This is a genomic window from Nonomuraea sp. 10N515B, from assembly GCF_052245915.1.
In the GTDB taxonomy this organism is placed as follows: Bacteria; Actinomycetota; Actinomycetes; order Streptosporangiales; family Streptosporangiaceae; genus Nonomuraea.
Genome location: NZ_JBQQBQ010000017.1, coordinates 170,914 through 186,485, shown reverse-complemented (window position 1 = coordinate 186,485; position 15,572 = coordinate 170,914). Strand labels below are relative to the sequence as shown.

Annotated in this window: 16 protein-coding genes; 6 read left to right on the top strand and 10 right to left on the bottom strand. The window is 67.2% G+C overall.

Features of this window, described 5'->3' with window-relative positions; translation table 11 throughout:
* Window positions 1-399: 399 nt before the first annotated feature.
* The 3 genes from ACTWQA_RS26360 to ACTWQA_RS26350 form a co-directional block, all read right to left on the bottom strand.
* Window positions 400-873, bottom strand: a complete 474-nt coding sequence (locus ACTWQA_RS26360) for a DUF5615 family PIN-like protein (protein WP_443161762.1) — start codon at window positions 871-873, stop codon at window positions 400-402.
* Window positions 873-1,496, bottom strand: coding sequence for a DUF433 domain-containing protein (locus ACTWQA_RS26355; protein WP_305919713.1), 624 nt, complete (start codon window positions 1,494-1,496; stop codon window positions 873-875). The genes ACTWQA_RS26360 and ACTWQA_RS26355 overlap by 1 nt, the downstream gene beginning before the upstream one ends.
* Window positions 1,497-1,960: 464 nt before the next feature.
* Complete coding sequence (locus ACTWQA_RS26350; protein WP_443161761.1) at window positions 1,961-2,302, bottom strand: cupin domain-containing protein; 342 nt, start codon at window positions 2,300-2,302, stop codon at window positions 1,961-1,963.
* On the opposite strand from ACTWQA_RS26350, the gene ACTWQA_RS26345 reads away from it, so the two are divergent.
* The 3 genes from ACTWQA_RS26345 (at window position 2,295) to ACTWQA_RS26335 (ending at window position 3,950) form a co-directional block, all read left to right on the top strand.
* Window positions 2,295-2,615, top strand: coding sequence for a hypothetical protein (locus tag ACTWQA_RS26345; RefSeq protein ID WP_443161760.1), 321 nt, complete (start codon window positions 2,295-2,297; stop codon window positions 2,613-2,615). The genes ACTWQA_RS26350 and ACTWQA_RS26345 overlap by 8 nt on opposite strands.
* The gene (locus ACTWQA_RS26340) at window positions 2,612-3,502 is read left to right on the top strand and encodes a nitrilase-related carbon-nitrogen hydrolase (RefSeq protein WP_443161759.1); all 891 of its coding nucleotides are present in this window, start codon (window positions 2,612-2,614) and stop codon (window positions 3,500-3,502) included. The genes ACTWQA_RS26345 and ACTWQA_RS26340 overlap by 4 nt, the downstream gene beginning before the upstream one ends.
* A gap of 181 nt (window positions 3,503-3,683) precedes the next feature.
* Window positions 3,684-3,950, top strand: a complete 267-nt coding sequence (locus ACTWQA_RS26335) for a hypothetical protein (RefSeq protein ID WP_443161772.1) — start codon at window positions 3,684-3,686, stop codon at window positions 3,948-3,950.
* A 37-nt stretch (window positions 3,951-3,987) separates the two neighbouring features.
* On the opposite strand, the gene ACTWQA_RS26330 is transcribed toward ACTWQA_RS26335, so the two are convergent.
* Window positions 3,988-4,509, bottom strand: coding sequence for a hypothetical protein (locus ACTWQA_RS26330; protein ID WP_443161758.1), 522 nt, complete (start codon window positions 4,507-4,509; stop codon window positions 3,988-3,990).
* A gap of 37 nt (window positions 4,510-4,546) precedes the next feature.
* Window positions 4,547-5,353, bottom strand: coding sequence for an ArsR/SmtB family transcription factor (locus ACTWQA_RS26325; protein ID WP_443161769.1), 807 nt, complete (start codon window positions 5,351-5,353; stop codon window positions 4,547-4,549).
* A 542-nt stretch (window positions 5,354-5,895) separates the two neighbouring features.
* Here ACTWQA_RS26325 and ACTWQA_RS26320 point away from each other — a divergent pair.
* Window positions 5,896-7,902 (top strand): hypothetical protein, encoded by a 2,007-nt coding sequence (locus tag ACTWQA_RS26320; protein ID WP_443161757.1) that lies wholly within the window; start codon window positions 5,896-5,898, stop codon window positions 7,900-7,902.
* 164 nt (window positions 7,903-8,066) lie between these two features.
* Here ACTWQA_RS26320 and ACTWQA_RS26315 read toward each other — a convergent pair whose 3' ends face one another.
* From ACTWQA_RS26315 to ACTWQA_RS26300, 4 genes are all read right to left on the bottom strand, one after another.
* Entirely contained in the window at window positions 8,067-8,492 is a 426-nt protein-coding gene (locus tag ACTWQA_RS26315; RefSeq protein WP_443161756.1) for a nuclear transport factor 2 family protein, read from the bottom strand.
* A gap of 323 nt (window positions 8,493-8,815) precedes the next feature.
* Window positions 8,816-9,751, bottom strand: coding sequence for a DUF2332 domain-containing protein (locus ACTWQA_RS26310; protein WP_443161755.1), 936 nt, complete (start codon window positions 9,749-9,751; stop codon window positions 8,816-8,818).
* 341 nt (window positions 9,752-10,092) lie between these two features.
* Window positions 10,093-10,674 carry an HAD family hydrolase gene (locus ACTWQA_RS26305; protein ID WP_443161754.1) on the bottom strand — a complete coding sequence of 194 codons (582 nt, stop codon included), beginning with the start codon at window positions 10,672-10,674 and terminating at the stop codon, window positions 10,093-10,095.
* Window positions 10,675-10,804: 130 nt separating this feature from the next.
* On the bottom strand, window positions 10,805-11,965 hold the full coding sequence (locus tag ACTWQA_RS26300; protein ID WP_443161753.1) for an ISAs1 family transposase: 1,161 nt from the start codon (window positions 11,963-11,965) through the stop codon (window positions 10,805-10,807).
* A gap of 626 nt (window positions 11,966-12,591) precedes the next feature.
* On the opposite strand from ACTWQA_RS26300, the gene ACTWQA_RS26295 reads away from it, so the two are divergent.
* On the top strand, window positions 12,592-13,152 hold the full coding sequence (locus tag ACTWQA_RS26295; RefSeq protein WP_443161752.1) for a cysteine hydrolase: 561 nt from the start codon (window positions 12,592-12,594) through the stop codon (window positions 13,150-13,152).
* Between the two features lie 286 nt (window positions 13,153-13,438).
* Here the strand turns inward: ACTWQA_RS26295 and ACTWQA_RS26290 are convergent, their stop codons facing one another.
* The gene (locus ACTWQA_RS26290) at window positions 13,439-14,368 is read right to left on the bottom strand and encodes an AraC family transcriptional regulator (protein ID WP_443161751.1); all 930 of its coding nucleotides are present in this window, start codon (window positions 14,366-14,368) and stop codon (window positions 13,439-13,441) included.
* Window positions 14,369-14,471: 103 nt separating this feature from the next.
* On the opposite strand from ACTWQA_RS26290, the gene ACTWQA_RS26285 reads away from it, so the two are divergent.
* Window positions 14,472-15,467 carry a zinc-dependent alcohol dehydrogenase family protein gene (locus tag ACTWQA_RS26285; protein ID WP_443161750.1) on the top strand — a complete coding sequence of 332 codons (996 nt, stop codon included), beginning with the start codon at window positions 14,472-14,474 and terminating at the stop codon, window positions 15,465-15,467.
* Window positions 15,468-15,572 lie beyond the last annotated feature (105 nt).

Here is a 15,572-nt window from a genome sequence, read left to right as displayed (position 1 = left end):
GGGACTGCTTGGGGTCCTGCTGTGGTCCTGCCACCTGCTCCAACCTCTTCCAACGGGTGATCAAACTACCCGCGGCTGATAGGTGTTTCGGACCGGGACTGGTTCATTAGCTCTGACGCGGATGGCCTGGCTCAACGCGATCAATGACCAGGTGGCCGGGATCGGCGCGGTCATAGTGCCGGGCACCGTGCGCGACTCGCTGTTCATCCTGGACACCCTGCTGAATCTCGATGCTGGGCCGGTGCCGCCTCGCGAACTGGGGGATGCGCGGAGGTGGCACGGCGAACGTGGGCGACCGAGACCGCGCGGGGTCGGGTCGGACGTGAGGATGGCTGTCCGGTGGTGAAGGTCAGGGCACAGCGTGGCGCCGGCAAGAAGAACGCCCTCGGGAGCTACCAGCTAACGACTTCCGCGACTCGGCTTGTGGTCGCCGTGCTGCTTCCTCGGCCACATCGGGGAGGGCGCCTCCTTGCGAGGGTCGTACGGCTTGTACTTCGGCTCCCCATGAAGCATCGGCACGATGACGATCCGTTGCGTCTCCGCCTTTTCTAATTCCGCGACGATGTTGCGGATGCAGTGCATCAGCGCACCCGCAGCCGCAGCGAGAGACTTCAGACCGCCGTTGCTGCTCTCCATGAACACCACATGCCTGCCGGACCGCTGGATCGCCTTGCAGATCTCCGAGTCGTAGAGTTGCTGACTGTCGTTGGAGATGACGATGTCGAACCCGTACCGCTTGGCCTTGTCGAAGAGCTGCTGGTCCTTGATGCTCTTCCACTGCTTGTTGACGTGCGACATCTGGTGTCCACGCAGGAGCCAGGTCAGTGGCTCGGATAGCGGTTCAGGGACGTTCTCATCGAGAAGGATCTTCATTAACCGGCTCGGTCGCTCGGCCCTTGAACAGCGTACTTACTGACGTAGTCCGCGAACCGGTTAGCGGCGCGGGCTGCCTCGGCGTTGACCGACGGGAAGAACCCGGCGATGTCTTCGGCGGGGACGTCGTCGGCCATGAGCCCCGCTACCTGGTCGTAGCCGACCCGGGTGCCCTCGATCACGGGGAAGCCGCTTCGGATCTCGGGATCGACGACCACTCCTGGGACCGGCCGCTGGAAGGGCAAGACACGCCCCACACGGCCATCGAACTCTCCGAAGACGTCCACCATGCCCGCGAGCACGACGTTGCCCGGCTGGCGCAGCAGGTCGACGGCCTCATCGCCATCCACGAGGACAATGGTGTTCCCGCTGCGCACCAGCTTGTACTCCGACAGATGTTCAACCTTGCCCAGAGCTCGCAAGTTTTTGATCGACTTGCGGATGCTCTGCAACGAGGTCACATCCTTCTCGCGCAGGTAGGCGATGGACCGGAGTGCGACTACGTCCCTGTAGGAGTACAGGACCTTTTGAGGCATTTGATACTCGGGCGCGAACACGGGAGGCCGCCGTCTCCAGTGCCTCAGCTGGCCGACCGAGGCGCCAGAGAGCGCTGCAGCGAGCACGGTTGTGTACACCTCGGTGCTTCCCTCTCCTCGAGTGGCCCTGAGCTAGACATTAACGTCCGTGACTGGGTCTACATACGGCGACTTGCTTGAGCTTGGCCCGTGGGGGTTGGGAGTTCGAACAAGAGCCGCACGCGGTTCAAGCACAGCGTACCCAAAGTGTCACCCTACGTATGTAAGATCGCGGCAATCCTGATGCAGGCAGATGGGTCCCCATTTCGGGCCCGTAGATGCTTCGCGCGGCGCTGTCGAGGTTGACGTTGACGGCACCCTCGACATCGAGCATCTCCTCGAAGCTGGTGTAGCGGGCTACTCGCTCGACCCGGGTGAGGGCGTCGTCGCGGCCGCACACGAAGCGGATGTGGTCGCCGGCCTTGAGCGTGCGCAGGTTCGGCTACTGCACGCGGACCGGTGGCCGCTGGGACCGGAGATGACCCAAGTGCCGGGGATATCTGCCTGCCCTGTCAGCTAGAGCCGCTCCAAGCCGCTGGAACGAGGGTCCAGATGATGTCGGCTGAGGTGGAACCCGTGTTGCGCCAGTTGTGTGGTTCGCGACCCGAGAAGGTCAGAGTGTCGCCGGCGGCCATGACGACTGTGCGATTCGTGAAGAGTACTTCGAGCTCACCTGCCAGCACGTGCAGCACCTCCACGTCGCAGTTGATCGTGTAGAGGTCGTCGCCTCCGCTGGCGCCGACGTCGAGGAAGGAGCGCAGCACCTGCACGCGCGATTGGCTGCGCGGCGTAAGCATGCGCTCGACGAGGCCACGCCCACCCAAGTTGATGCGCGGGGCGTCCTCGATGTGCACGACCTCGGTGTCCGGCTCCTCGAACAGGTACGCGGTCGCCGAGAGCCTGAAGCCGAACGGACTGTATGGCCGCTGGCAGTGGCGCGGTGTCGTCGCGTACGTGATCGGAATTCTCGTCGTGATCCCGTTCGTCTCGATCAGCTTCTTCGTGGGACCCATCGCCGAGCGCATGGGCGGCGCCGACTTCTCGTTCGCAGTCGGACTCGTCGTTTCCGGCGGCCTGTACCTGCTGTTCTCGCGGAACCTCGACATGACCGCCGAAGCAGCGGTGCGAGAGACGAACGAGGTGGAGTTGGAGGGATCACTACAGTGAGCCGCGCCTCGCTCGCTCAACCGCCCCGGCATGTCACCGTCGCATGCTGCCAGCTCGAACCGGTACTCGGCGCCGCGGATCAGACGCGGCGGCGGATCCGCGCCGCCGTGCTCGAGGCCGCCGCCCGCGGCGCGCAGATCGTCGTGCTGCCCGAGCTGGCGAACTCCGGCTACATGTTTAACGACCTCGACGAGCTGCGGAGCGCGGCCGAGCCGCTGGATGGCGCGACGATCCGTGAGTTGAGGGCGCTCGCATCCGCGCACGGGCTGGTCGTGGTCAGCGGATTCGCCGAGCTCGACGGCGTGGACGCGTACAACACTGCCCTGCTTATCGACGAGACCGGTCTGCGCGCCACATACCGCAAGGCGCACCTGTGGAATGGCGAGAAGAGCTGCGGTTTCACGCCCGGCTCCGACCGCCCGCCCGTGATCGACACGCCGCACGGGCGTATCGGCATGATGATCTGCTACGACCTCGAGTTCCCGGAGTGGGTGCGGCTCGTCGCACTCGCCGGAGCCGAAGTACTGTGCGGGCCGGTCAACTGGCCGCTGTACCCGCGGCCGCAAGGCGAGCGGCCGGGGGAGATCGTACGTGTGCAGGCGAATGCCGCCATCAACCGCATGTTCGTCGCGGTCGCAGACCGCGCGGGCACCGAGCGCGGGCAGAAGTGGCTCGGCGGCAGCGTCATCGTCGACGTGGACGGTTACCCCGTGACGCAGCTGCGCCTCGGTGAGGAGGCTCTCATCACGGCGACGGTCGACCTCGCGCAGGCGCGCGACAAATCAATCAGCATGCTCAACGACGTTCACGCGGACCGGCGCCCCGAACTGTGCGTCGAATCGGAGAAATCAGGACGCAGACCACCGTCGCTGTCCTTGCCGCCGTAGCCTTGACAAGATCGGCTAGGCCGTGTCTTCAACGTGGGTCTGTGAGCGACGTTTACGCCCAGTGAGCGGTGCTCGAACCGCTGCTGCCGTCTGGGCGAGGCCGGGCCGCCCGCCGGTTATCCTCGACGGCGGTTGATCGACGGGGTGCGCTGGCGGGTACGAGTCGGTGCGCCCTGGCGGGATGTTCCGACATCTGGTGTCCACGCAGGAGCCAGGTCAGGGGCCCGGACGGCGCCCCGATGCCGCCCAACGCCGCGAACGCGCCCGCGTCCGAAGCGAGAAAGGCATCCGCTGGGGCGGCCGACCGCTCAGCCCTGCAGCCTGCCTCAAGCTCCGCGCCGTGCAGGCCAACGGCGACCTCGACGCGTACTTCCGCTTCCACCTCGCGCGTGAGCACGAGCGCATCCATCACACCCACCACCAGGACAGATACCACCTCATAGCCTGACAGCCCGGCTCCTTGAGGAAGAGCAGCACCCCTCGGCTTAGGCACCGTCCGGCAGTAGGGCCAGGAGCTGTTTGGTATGGGTGGGCAGCTCCACGTCTGCAAGGCCTGTTATGAGGTCCCTCAGCGGCACGAGCTGATCGACCAGGACTGTGCCGTTGGATAGGAGGAGGGTGGGCACCGGTGTGCCGAGTTCGGCCTCGCTCAGCGCTGGCCCGCCGAGTGCGCAGAGGGCGTCCCCTTGGAGGCGGACGCGCTCCCGAAGGCCCGCGTTGCCGCCCGCGCGCGCTATGACGCGTTCGATGGTCCAGGTGTCCTGGGCTATGCGGTTGTCGTAGGTGGCGTTCGTTGCCGAGGCGACGGAGGCGGCGGCGGCGATGGTAGTGGCAGTGACAATGGCGACGTGCGCCAGAATCTGGTCGGCGTTCCACTCACCGGCCGGCGGGGCGGGACTGGTGTCACCAGAGTCGGCCAGTGTGGCCGCAGCGTCCAGCAAGGCACGGTAAGCGTTCCGGAGCGGGGTGGTGTCCAGCACTTCCTTCTTCTTTCTGTGGTCGTGCACGGCGTGAATATGGCAAGGGCTGCGGGCGGCTGCCTTCTCAGGCGTGCGCCCGATACATCTCCCATGGCGCTTGCGGGAGGACCTCACCGGTCTCAAGTAGCGACTTAAGGTTCGCCAGCACGGCCGGCCATCCGTGCGCGATCCCGTTGAGCATCGCCTGGTTGGGCAGGTTCTCGTGGGTCACGGTGAGACGGACGATGTCATGGTGCGGTTCGATGAGGAAGGTGACGACCGATGATTCTCTCGACGGTTCGGTGCCAGGGGCATCGTCGAAGGTGACGACGAGGCGTGTCTGGGATTCGGCCTCGATCACGTGACCGGCGACATCGACGACGCCTGATCCGTCGACGCGCCGGTGCTCCCAGGTCGAGCCCGGCCGCCAGTCCGAAACGTTGGCGTGTCCCCAGTAGCGCGCCGTCAAGTCCGTGTTCGTCAGGGCTTGCCACACCTGCTCCGCGCTTGCGCGGATGTAGGTGACATAGACGTAGGTCGGCACGGACGTAGGTTCGTTGGTCATGGCGTACTCCTCTGCTTGGTTCTTGATGGCACTGATCGCTTGCAGACGGGGCCTGTCGAACTCTGAGATCCAGCGCTCTTGGATCTCGTGGATCGGTGCCGGGTTGAGGTAGTGGAGCCGTTCCCGACCACGCCGTATGACGGTGACGAGGTCGGCCTGCTCAAGGATGTCCAGATGCTGTGTCGCCGACTGGCGCGCCATGTTCAGGCGTTCGCACAGCTCGCGCAGCGTCTGGCCGTTGTGCTCGCGCAGTCGGTCGAGCAGGAGGCGCCGAGTGGGGTCGGCCAGCGCTTTGAAGACGAGATCGACGGTTGTCGCTTCGAGCATCACGCCGACCATTATGCAGGTATTTACCTGCCTATTGTCAAAGAGTGCGGTGAAAGCCAGCCTTGCGATCAACCAGCCGAACCCACAATTGCCCAGCTCACGGGCTCACTCAGCCGGACCTGCACCCGGAGGAGATTGCAGAACTCCGCCCGCCGCGGCGCCCACTGCTCGGGCGTGTACAGGGTAGGTGGCCGGATCGGCGTAGCGGCGCGAGCCGGGCACGACACTTATCTTGGACAATCGGGCGAAGCAGCTCAGTCACCCAGAGTTCGATCACGAACCGGACGCCGGGTGTGAGGTGGCGGGCAGCATTATGGAAGCACGCGACCTGCTCGGCTTGGGTGAGCATGTTGGAGATCGTGTATTAGATGAGGTAGCCGAGTGTGTACGTCCCCGGAGCGATGGTGGCCGCCATGTCGCCGACGATCACAGATGATCATTCTCCCGGCAGGGCGCGCACAGCGGGTCGATGGTCCATCATGGAGTGTCATCGGCCCGCGCGGCTTCAAGCCCCGGGACAGCCGGAACCACTATGAGGAATCATGCGGACCATTTTCGAGCCGGACCAGGAGGAGGAGTTCGAGGCGGCCAAGGATCTGCTGATCCGCCGCTGCCTGGACTGGGCCGGGGACCGCGGACTGGCCGCCGACGGCTTGGTGCTGACGGCGGCCTTGGATTCTCGCCATCGCAGCAGAGACGGGCGGCTGGCCTTCTGGGATGCCGCGCAGGTGCGGCGGTTCCTGCTGGAGTGGATCCCCCGGTACGTCGCCGCACCCCGGGAGGACCTCGACGCCGCCCCGGAAAGCCTGATCACGCTGCTGCGTTATCTCGACGCGACCGGCATTCGCGACCCACGCGGCGCCACGACGGACGCGTTGGAGAAGGCCGTGGCCGAGGCTGTGAAGGAATATCCGGCGGCATTGGAGGACCCGCACCGCCAAGGGCTGGCGAGGTTCTGGGCGCAGGTGGCCATCGACAACGGTGTCGACCCGAGCGACCACAAGGCCCTGACGAAGTTCCAGCGTGACGTCGACGCGGGGCGGGTGGCGTACGACGCGGACGTGCTCGACAAGGTGGTGGAGGCACGTTTCTTCGGAATCGGGCCCGACGAAGAGCGGGCGTTCCCCCAGCCGCCCATCGTCCTGCCGCCCGCGCCGGAGATCGCCGCCGCCGCGGCGCGAAGCGAGACCGTACGGAGGCTGGCGGCGCTGGCCGACTGGGCCGGAGCGGAGGGCCGGCCACTGACCACCGCCGGAAACCTCCGCGTGGCCGACGCCCGCGTGCTGGCCGAGCTCCTCGGCACCGGTGAACAGGACCTCAAGGTCCGCAGCGCCACACACATGCCCAAAGTGCACCTCCTCGTCGAATGGGCGAAGGCCGCCCGCCTGGTCCGCGTGAGCAAAGGTCGCCTCCTGCGGGTGGCCAAGGCCGCACCCCTGCTGCGTGACCCGGAACGGTTGTGGTCGCGGGCCTTCGAGGTCTTCTTCGACCTCGGCCCGGTGATCGGCGCCTCCGACTCGGGATGGGACGTCCAGTCGCTGCTGGCGGAGGTCTTCGACGACGTGATGGCGGACGTACTGAACAGCGTGTACGGCCTCTCGGACCGGGTTCCCGTGGTCCGCCTCCAGGAGACGGTCTGGCTGGCCTGCCACGAATACCTACAGCTGGACGATCGGCCGTACGACCTGTGGCGGCGGAAGGTCGACCAGGACCTCGTCGTGGCGCTGGAGGCGCTGGCCGGCCTCGGCGCCGTCGAGCTGAGCCACGGCGTCGCCGACGCGCTCTACCTCAGCGACCTGGGCGATGACGACGAAGAGCAGCCCTTGCCACCCGAAGCGCGGACCCGGCTGCGTGCCATCCTCACCGCGCCGGGCCTGCTCGTGAGCCTGACGCCGCTCGGCATGCGGGGCGTGCGCGAGCGGATGCTCGCCGAGGGCCGGGACGCACCGCTCGTGGGAGAGCTGGCGGAGGCCGCGCCGGGCGAGCTGCTCGGCGTGCTCGCGGAGCACTATCCGCCGGAGGAGGCCGCGACGGAGCTGGAGGGCTGGCTCGCGGCACACGGCGGGGACGTCGAGCCGTTGCTGGACGCCATACGGGCCTGCCCGTTCCGCACCCGCGCGTCCGCCATGCTCACCACTCTCGTGGGGGCCCATCCCGACGGCCGGTCGCTCCTCGCGGGCATGCGCGGAGACCGCGTGCTCGGCCCCATCGCCATCACCCTGCTGCACGACGCCGGAGCCGTGGGACCCGGCGATCTGTCCTCGTCAGAGCAACTCCTGCTCATGACTGAAGGCCTGCTCAACCTGCTGGAGCTGGCCGGTCCTGAGGAGGTCGTGACGCAGCTCGGCCAGATGGCGGGCAGGGAGGCGCCACAGATCATCGAGGTGGTGACGCAATCCGGTCATCCCGCCACGGTCGGCATGGAGGAGCTACGCAAGCTGGTGGCCGAGCCGATGCGTGCTCGTTCCCACACGCTCCGCTTCATCGAGGGACCTCGGCCGGGCGCGCGCGGCCGCCGTTCCGGTCACGGCAGGAAACACAGGCGCTGACCTCAGGATCAAGACGCTGCCAGGACCGTTGAGCCCCGGTTTCTCCCTGGCCCGGGCAGCTGAGCCCAGCGGCCCTCCAGGACGGGAAGGGCGAGCGCCGGGACCCCGCGAGCGCTTCCGCCCGTACACAGGGGGACCGACGGACCGGCGCGGCTGTCACCCAGTCAGGCGGTGCCGGCGTCGGCCAGGCTGACGTGACCTGCGATCAGGCGCCATTCTCCGCCACTCCGCACCCAGGTACGGGTGTAGCGCACCTGGGCGTGGAACCGCTCGCCGTTCATGACACCTTCCAGCGTGCCGAGGAACCACGTCACGCCGGTGTCCCCGGCGACGAGCACCTTCAGGTCCTCCTCCTCGACCCGCGTCATGGACTGCCGGCCGGATCGGTGTATCTCCAGATCGTCCTGCTTGGTGTAGTGCCGGCCGTCCGGTCCGGTGAACACCAGCCGGTCGTCGATCAACCGGTCCAGCTCCGCCACGTCAGAGGTCAACTGGGCCGCCTGCAGGCGCTGCTCGGCGGCGCGTAGCGCCTCGGCGGCAGCGGCGTCCGTACCACCGGACTGCTGCTCGGCGCGGGACGTTTCTGACATGAGCCCACCATAGCGAGGCCGACCGGATCACACGCACCGCTGGTCAGGGCGGTGTCACGGTGGCGGGTCGGCTGCGTCTGAGCGGTTCGCTTCTAACGACCCCCTCGGGTCGGCTTGTGGTCGCCGTGCTGCTTCCTCGGCCACATCGGAGGGGGAGCCTCTTTGTGGGGGTCGTACGGCTTGTACTTCGGCCGCCCATGCAGCATCGGCACGATGACGATCCGTTGCGTCTCCGCCTTCTTTAAGAAGTCCGACAAAATGATCCAAGGACCGTGCTTAGTACAGTCGAGATCGTTGATCTCGGCGTTGGTCGCCCAAGCGCATTACGCGAACCACCTGATCGCCTGCCCGTGGGATCGGGTCCAGGCGAGCGGCGTCCCGTCCAGCGCGAGCACGTTGTACAGCGCCTCGCCCGGCGGCATCGGGAGCGTATGGTAGGGCAGCACGTCCGGGGCCTCGTTCGCGATCCAGTGTCCGGGTAGCCCGCGTACCACCTCGGCGAACGCCACCCGTCGCGGCGTCGGCACGTGGTACAGCACCGAGCTGTGGAACACCACCAGTGTCGCGTCGGGTGGGGACTGCGCAGCCAGTGCCGGCAGGTCGTCTACCAGGTCGCCCCGTACGAGCAGTGGCGGGTCGGCTGCGACGACGGCCGCCGCCGCCCGTAGTCTGGCGCGGCGATGCGTGTGTTCCGGCCAGATGAGGGCGTCGAGCCATGCGAGATCCGCGGGGTCGGTCACATCTAGCGGGTTCAGGTCCAGGCCGGCCCGCCACACCACCTGGGGCAGGCCGGTCGGTGGCGCCATATTAGTGGCCGTGCAGGCAAGGACCGGGTCGCCGGAGCCGACCAGGTGATCGCCGTAGCGGTAGGCGTAGCGGTCGGGGTAGAGGCACAGCCCGGCGGACGCGCCGACCTCCAACAGCGCGAGCGGCTGTGGCAGCGCCGTGAGCACTGGCAGCAGGACGGCACACCGTCCGGCCTCGTTCGTTTGCGTGGCCCGTGTGCGCATCTCCGCCTCGATCACCGGCCAGTTCGCCACCGTGTAATCATGGAACGCGGCTGGATCCTCGACCGGCCCGCCGAGCAACCGGACTACGCCGAACAGCAGGTTCGGCTGCCGCTTGGCCGGCGGAAGCACGGCGAGCAAGGCCAGGAGCTCGCGATCCCGCGTCACCGCAGATGCCAGGCGCTCGTACGCGGGCGACACGCCGTGCGCCTCGCGCGCGGCGAAGTCGGCGTAGATCGCAGCGATCGTCATATGTCGATGATCGCAGTGAACTCCTTCCGCACTCGCATCCACAGGCTGGGGTCGTTGCTCATGAACCCGGCCGACGCTATGCGCTGACTGCGTTGTTTCGCGTCAGGATGGCCACGATGGCCTGCTCTTTGAGCTCGCGGAGCGAACTCGTGGGGAGCCGTGCCGCCGCGGAGGCGGGCGATGAAGTCGCTGGGACCGATGCCGTTCGCCCCTGCCGCCGGAGAAGACCCCGGAGGAACGGGTTCTCTTGCCCCTGGTAGAGCTCTTCGGGGTGTGATGCGAACGAGCCGATGGCCGACCCCGATCGCCGAGGTCCGTATGGCGTCGTGCCGAGCGGGGTGTCAGGCCGGGTCGGCGACTGCCGGTGACGGTCCCACGAGCGTCAGCGCGTCGGCCAGCGTGGATAGGAACGGGCCGGGCCAGTCGTCTTCGCGCGTGTGGGCGTCGTTGTCGGCCCAGTCTGCGGCGCGGAGCATGAACGCCTGCATGCCGCAGTTGGATGCGCCGGTGAGTTCGTTTCCTCCGCCGTCGCCGATGTAGAGGCAGTCCTGCGGGGCGGCATCGAGGCGGTGCGCGATGAGGCGGAAGAGTTCTGGGTCGGGTTTGCGGCGGCCCTCCTCACAGGAGAGCACGCGGGCATCGACCAGCTCGGCCACTGGCAGCTGTGTCCAGGCCTGGGCCAGTTCCGCGGTGCAGTCGCTCAGCACACCGACGCGTAGTCCCCGGGCGCGTAGTCCGGTCATCGTCGAGGCCGCGTCGTCGCGCAGAATGAACAACTCTTGTTGTGCCGCCATTCTTGCGGCGCAGGCGGCTGCGAGGGCTTCGTCGCTCGGATCGACTCCGTTGCGGAGTGCGAGCGTGCGGAAGGTCGCCGACAGGTCGCCCAGGCTTCCCATCGCGCGTTCGGGAAAGGAACTGTCCAAAGCCGCTCGCCACGTGTGGGCAGGGATGCCGAGGGGAGCCGCGCTTCGTGCGGCGTGGTCGTCCCAGACGTTCGTCGGCGTGCTGGGGGTGAGGGCAGGGCCCCGGCAAAGTCGGTTGAACGGCTCGTGATCACGTGAGGCCGAGGAGGGTCAGAGGGCGGGTGGCGTCACGGGAGAGGTGTCGGATGGCTTGGGCGAGGTTGGTCGCTCCGGTCAGACGCAGGGTGCCGATGGCGAGGTTGCGCAGGGCGGCCATGTTGCGAGGTGCGTTGCCGGTGCGGGCTTGGGAGTGGTCTTCGCCGTAGGTGACGTCGCGGACGTAGTGGAGCCGGTTTTCGATGCTCCAGTGGCCGCGGATCCAGGCGGCGAGCTCGGTGGGGCCGGCCTGCCAGGTGGGCAGGCTGGTGATGGCGTAGACGGTCACGGTCCGCCACTTGCCCTGATTCAGGTCCCTGACCTGGCGTTTGATCTGGATGGCTTGGAGCGCGTGCGGGAAGAGCAGGCCGGCTTTGACGGTGAGCACCTTCAGCGTGCGGCGTTCTTCGCGGCCGTGTCCGCGATCGCGCTGCCGGTCTGCGATGGGAACCTGTTTCCACAACAGCCGTTTGAGCTGGGTGTGCAGGGTGGGCTGGTTCTTCTTGACGATCAGGATGTAGTGGGCGTTCTTCTCGGCCACGAGAAAGGTGGCGTGCTCGCGCTGGGTGTGCAGGGCGTCGGCGGTGAGGACGCATCCGTCCAGGTCAAGGCCTGCTAGCAGGGGCCGGAAGCGGGTGATCTCGTTCGTTTTGCCGTCCACCTCGGTCTGGGCCAGCACCACGCCGGAGGTGTGATCGAAGGCGGCCAGCAGGTGTACGGTGCTGTGGTCGGACAGGCGAGCACCGCGTAGCGCCTTGCCATCCACCGCGATGGCCTGACGTTGCCGGCCGCGCCCGGATGACGGGGCGCTCTCGGCTTGCATCCGCAGGCGGGCAGTCAGCCACCTGGTGAGGATCGCATCGAACATGTCGGCGTCGACGATCTCCAGCAACCGGCGGATCGTCGCCTCGTGTGGTGGCCGATGAGCTCCGATCATGGGGTCGTGTCTGACCTCCAATGCAGCCTGGACCTGGATCGGAGCATCAGCGATCCATTCGCCGATCGCGGTGAAGGATCGCGCTCCGGCCAGGACCGCCGCCGCGGCCACCGCCAGTATCGAAGCCAGCGCGTGTCGGATCCCGCGTCGATCGCGTGGATCGGGAACCTGTCGTAAGTGATCCAGCAGGCTGGCGTACTCGGCGATTACGACGGGCATGGAGTCGCAGGCCGCTTCGGCCAGTTGGTCCAGGACAGGGTTGATCGGCAATGATGAGGGGGCAGGCACGGCCTTCTCTGATCATTTGGCGTAGAGACCCTCATGATCTCGAAGATCGTGCCTGCTCGCTTACCCGGACGGGCTCGCGCTCGTCACCCCGCGAACCGGACATCGCATCCCTCAACGCCACTATGCCGAGGCCCTGGGGGTGAGGGTCCCGAAGAAGTCGAAGATGACAGCGGTGGTGGGCATGATCAGGACTTTAACGTCCGTGCAGACGGCGATCGTTGGTCAGGCGCCCCACCAGCGCACCCGGGTTGCTGCGCATTTCGCCCGGTAATGCGTGCCCTCGTCGAAACGTAAGTTGATTTTGCGGGTGAGTAGCAGCAGCGTTTGTCGGTCAGTTGTCCTGTGACATCGGACCTTGAGCTCGTGCCATCGTGGTTTGAGCGGGTCAGGGGCTGGTTGTGGTGGACAGTGCGGCATGCGCCCCAAGCCGCCTGCGTGGCGGCCGATGACCCTTACGCGAATCTGTCCCACTATCGTCCTACTAGATCGACAACAACAGCGCCAAGGATACGACCGTGGAGGATGGCCGATGGCGCGCCGTACAGACAAGGAACCGTATGACCACCACCGCGCTCATCGTCGGCGACCTGCAGGCGGGCATCGTGGACAACTACCCCTTCGCCGCCGGCGTGCTCCCCGTCGTGGAAAAGGTTCTCCCCGCGGCCAGAGCCTCCGGAATCCCGGTGATCTTCATCCGTTTCGGGCTCCGGGCCTCAGGCCTTGATGTGGCAGCGGGAAACAAGTTGATCAGCGGCCTGCACGGGGCGGGGACGCTGTTTCACGAAGAATCCCCCGAGACGCTCGTGCACCCGCGCATCGCGCCGTTGCCGGGCGAGGCCGTCGTCCTCAAGCGTCGCGCCAGCGCCTTCGCGGCGACCGACCTCGATCGGCTCCTGCGCGCCCAGCACATCGACTCGATCGTGCTGACCGGTGTCGCGACCGGGGCGATGATCGCCGCTACCCTCTACGACGCCTCCGACCGCGACTACCACGTGACCGTGCTCAGCGACGCCTGCGCCGACGGGGAACCGGACGTGCACGACTTCCTGATCAACCGCGTCTTCCCGGCCAGGGGTGCTGACGTTCTTACAGGCCACGAGTGGACCGCCCGCCTGTGACCAGCCGTCAGCATTGAAGATCTGAGCCATGCCCGCGATGAGACGGCGCACTTGACCGCTTAGCCCTCGATGACAACAGCTCAAGGTTCGATGTCCCGGGACATCAGTTTCGACAGCGCCTCGCCTCCGTGCGCGCCAGAAATGTCGGTGAGAAGCAGCAGCACCCAAGGGCTGTCGGTGTGTGGGGGCGCGCCCGGCGTGGGTCTTGTCTGGACAGGGCGGACCGCGGCCCGTTCGCCGTGGGTAGTCGCCCGTTTGGATGGCAGTCCGGTGCTGGAGCGTAGGCCTATTTCACGGCCTTGCTGTCGTGTTGTCTGCGGTACCTGCCGGGCGACACCCCGAACTCCCGCTTGAACGCCTTGGCGAAGGCGAACTCCGAGGAGTAGCCGCCACATTCGGCGACGACGCGCAGCGGGGCGTCGCTGGTGGCCAGAAGCCGGCTGGCAACGGTCATGCGCCACCAGGTCAGGTAGGTCAGGGGCGGCTGGCCCACGACCGTCGTGAACCGTCGCGCGAAGGCCGCGCGCGACAGGCTGGCACGCGCGCCGAGTTCCTCCACGGTCCATGGGCGGGCGGGGTCGCGGTGGAGGGCGTGCAGGGCGTCGGCTATCGCTGGGTCGGCCAGCGCGGCAGCCCAGCCGGTGGCCGCCTGCTCGGCGTGCTCGTGCAGCCAGGTGCGCAGGATGTAGAGCAGCAGCGAGTCGAGCAGCGCCGGCACCAGCGCGTCAGAGCCGGGCGCGGGCCGCTCCAACTCGGCGCCCAGCAGATCCACGGCGGCGCGCAGCGCAGGGTGCGTGCCGATTCTGGCCGGTAGGTGGACGACGTCAGGGAGTCCGGTGAGCAGCGGGTGTGCCCGCACCCGGCTGAGCCGGTAAGCGCCGCACAGCATGAGCGTTGCCGGGCCCGTGCCTTGCGGCGTCTCCTCGCTCAGCACCCAATTGCCGTCCTGGTCCTGGATGACGTCGACCAGCGGCGTCGCGGGATCGTCCGCGATCGCGTGCCCGCGTCCGTGCGCGAGGAACACCACGTCGCCAGGGGCGAGCGGGATCGGATCCCGCCCGGGCGACAGGAGCCAGCAGGAGCCTTGCAGGATGACGTGGCAGCCGGCCCCCTCGGAGGGGGCGAACCGCATGCCCCATGGCGCGGACATGAGCGTGCGCGAGGAATGGGGGACGCCGGTGCGCATGGCGGTGATCGCGTCGCTGAGCACGTCCATGCGGCTGATCATAGCCCGATATCCATTGATGAAGACGATCAGACAGAAATGAAAGATTTTGCGGCATGGAGAGTCTCATACGCCGATCATTAGCGTCTACCTCATGGCAAACCACGCACGAGCGGTGCTCTTCCATGAACTTGGCGGCCCTGACGTCCTGAAGATCGAGGAGGTCCAGCTCGCCGACCCGGGCCCCGGTGAGGTCCATGTCCGGATCGACGCCATCGGGCTCAACCGCGCAGAGGCGCTCTTCCGCGCCGGCTCCTACTACTACCAGCCCGCCCTTCCCGGCTCCCGGCTGGGCTTCGAAGCAGCCGGCATGGTCGAGGCGGTCAGCCCCGATGTCGCGGGCTTCGCGCCCGGCGATGCGGTCAGCATCATCAGCGATCAGGAAATGTCACGCCACGGCGTCTACGCAGATCGCGTCAACGTCCCGGCGCAGTCCCTCCTACCCCGGCCCGCCCCGGTCGACGCGATCACCGGCGCCGCCCTGTGGACCACGTACCTGACCGCCTATGGCGCCCTGGTGGAAGTGGGCCGCACGAACCCCGGCGACAGCGTCGTCATCACCGCCGCGTCCAGCAGCGTCGGGCTCGCGGCCATCCAGATCGCCAACCACCTCGGTGCCGTTCCCATCGCCGTCACCCGGACCGCCGCCAAGTCCACGCGGCTGCTTCAGTCCGGCGCCGCCCATGTCATCGCCGCCGACGAAGGCGACCTCGTCAGCCGAGTGCACGCCGTCACCGGCGGCAAGGGGGCGAGGATCGTCTTCGACGCCGTCGGAGGGCCTGGCCTGAGCGAACTCGCCGAGACCGTAGCGGCCGACGGCCTGCTGATCGTCTACGGCTGGCTCGATCCCAGACCCGCACCTTTGCCCATGAACTGGCCCGTCACCGTCCACGGCTTCAACGTCGACCTCATCACCGCCGACCCCGACCGCATGAGCCGCGCCCGAGCGTTCATCGAGGCCGGACTCCGCACCGGCACGCTGAAGCCCGCCATAGACCGTACCTTCGACCTGGCGGACATCGTAGAGGCACACCGCCACCTGGAATCGAACACCCAAATCGGCAAGGTCGTCGTAACTGTCCAGCACTGAGTGATGGAACGGTCGGGGCCGGCGATGAAGCCGTCCAGGAACCAAGCCCAAGGGCGCTGTCACTTCTCAGCGACATCAGCATCACAGAAAAACGATCGCTGTCAC

What these genes read in the sequence shown, in the direction of transcription:
- ACTWQA_RS26360 (WP_443161762.1), bottom strand. Translation starts at nt 873, where the DNA reads ATGAAGATCCTTCTCGATGAGAACGTCCCTGAACCGCTATCCGAGCCA.
- ACTWQA_RS26345 (WP_443161760.1), top strand. Translation starts at nt 2,295, where the DNA reads ATGTGCACGACCTCGGTGTCCGGCTCCTCGAACAGGTACGCGGTCGCC.
- ACTWQA_RS26335 (WP_443161772.1), top strand. Translation starts at nt 3,684, where the DNA reads ATGTTCCGACATCTGGTGTCCACGCAGGAGCCAGGTCAGGGGCCCGGA.
- ACTWQA_RS26325 (WP_443161769.1), bottom strand. Translation starts at nt 5,353, where the DNA reads ATGCTCGAAGCGACAACCGTCGATCTCGTCTTCAAAGCGCTGGCCGAC.
- ACTWQA_RS26320 (WP_443161757.1), top strand. Translation starts at nt 5,896, where the DNA reads ATGCGGACCATTTTCGAGCCGGACCAGGAGGAGGAGTTCGAGGCGGCC.
- ACTWQA_RS26315 (WP_443161756.1), bottom strand. Translation starts at nt 8,492, where the DNA reads ATGTCAGAAACGTCCCGCGCCGAGCAGCAGTCCGGTGGTACGGACGCC.
- ACTWQA_RS26310 (WP_443161755.1), bottom strand. Translation starts at nt 9,751, where the DNA reads ATGACGATCGCTGCGATCTACGCCGACTTCGCCGCGCGCGAGGCGCAC.
- ACTWQA_RS26300 (WP_443161753.1), bottom strand. Translation starts at nt 11,965, where the DNA reads ATGCCCGTCGTAATCGCCGAGTACGCCAGCCTGCTGGATCACTTACGA.
- ACTWQA_RS26295 (WP_443161752.1), top strand. Translation starts at nt 12,592, where the DNA reads ATGACCACCACCGCGCTCATCGTCGGCGACCTGCAGGCGGGCATCGTG.
- ACTWQA_RS26290 (WP_443161751.1), bottom strand. Translation starts at nt 14,368, where the DNA reads ATGGACGTGCTCAGCGACGCGATCACCGCCATGCGCACCGGCGTCCCC.
- ACTWQA_RS26285 (WP_443161750.1), top strand. Translation starts at nt 14,472, where the DNA reads ATGGCAAACCACGCACGAGCGGTGCTCTTCCATGAACTTGGCGGCCCT.